The organism is Mesorhizobium sp. M1A.F.Ca.IN.020.03.2.1 (assembly GCF_004023205.1).
Taxonomy (GTDB): domain Bacteria; phylum Pseudomonadota; class Alphaproteobacteria; order Rhizobiales; family Rhizobiaceae; genus Mesorhizobium.
On the sequence record NZ_RZSV01000465.1, the window covers coordinates 1 to 1,327 of the forward strand.

At 68.1% G+C, this 1,327-nt stretch carries 2 protein-coding genes; both read right to left on the reverse strand.

Going from position 1 to position 1,327, the window contains the following annotated elements; all coding sequences use genetic code 11:
- The coding region (locus tag EOA79_RS32075) for a DNA gyrase modulator (RefSeq protein ID WP_281060313.1) at window positions 1–389 on the reverse strand (389 nt) is incomplete at its 3' end.
- A gap of 218 nt (window positions 390–607) precedes the next feature.
- The coding region (locus tag EOA79_RS32080) for an amino acid--tRNA ligase-related protein (RefSeq protein WP_128293693.1) at window positions 608–1,327 on the reverse strand (720 nt) is incomplete at its 5' end.

Genomic DNA, 1,327 nt, shown 5'->3' on the forward strand with positions numbered 1-1,327 from the left:
TCCTTGAGCTGATCGGCCGACACCTCAGTCGGATCGAAGAGGTCGAGATCACGCAAATTGCGGGCGAGCAGCGCCGGGTCGGCAAGGCCCTGGAACGGATCCTCGGGGGAGACTCTCGCCATGGCGACGGCGCGCTCGGCAAGCGCCTTCGGGTCGGAGGCGGCGGTGGCCGAGACGCTCGCCACGCGCTGGCCGACGAAGACGCGCAGCGACACGTCCTCGCTTTCCGACGATTCGGTGCCTTCGACCTTGCCCAGCCGCACCGACACGCCGGCCGAACGGCCGCGCACGGCGACCGCGTCGGCGGCGTCCGCCCCGGCGCGCTTGGCCGCCTCGACGAGCGCCGCGACGCGGCCGGTCAGTTTCCCTGCGTCGAGCGTGTTGGTCATGGTTAGTCCTGTTTGTTCAAGCTGTGCGGGAGGGCAGATGCTGCCGCACATCCATGGATGCCGGGCCGCCATCTCTGGAAGCCCGTACTATCGTCTTGGATGCTGCTGCACCATCTATTGTTCCACCACCGCTTGTGCAATGGCGGATGCGGCAATCTCAAGGCAATCGCGGCCCTTCGCAGCGCACTGCCCCGCCGTAACCGCGTGAACAGTGCGGATTAGCCGGCCACCGGCGCCCAGATCACATCTTCAATCCTGGCGGCGCCGGTTGCCAGCATCACCAGCCGGTCGAAGCCGAGGGCCGAGCCGCTCGCCTGCGGCATGATGGCAAGCGCGGCGAGGAAATCCTCGTCCAGCGGATAGCGCTCGCCATAGATGCGCTCCTTCTCGTCCATCTCGGCGACGAAGCGGCGGCGCTGCTCGGCCGGATCGGTGAGCTCGCCAAACGCATTGGCGAGCTCGACGCCGCAGCAGTAGAGCTCGAAGCGTTCGGCGACGCGCGGGTCCTCCGCGCTCGGCCGGGCAAGGGCCGCCTCGGAGACTGGATAGCCATAGAGGATTGTCGCCCGTCCCTGCCCCAGCGCCGGCTCGACCTTTTCCACCATCACGCGGCTGAACAGGTCGGCCCAATTGTCGTCGGGCGCGGTGCGCAGGCCGGCGCGGACCAGGCCCTGGTGGAGCGCTTCGCGGTCGGTGCTGCCGTCGGCGCCGACGGTCGCCAGCAGATCGATGCCGGCATGGCGCATGAATGCTTCCGCCACGCTCAGCCGCTCCGGCTCGGCGAAGGGATCGACCTCGCGGCCACGAAACCGAAAGCTTTTGGCCCTGGCCTTCTCCGCGGCGAGCGCCAGAAATTCGGCGCAGTCGGCCATCAGGCGCTCATAGGCCTCGCCGACGCGGTACCATTCGAGCATGGTGAATTCGGGATGATGCAGCGG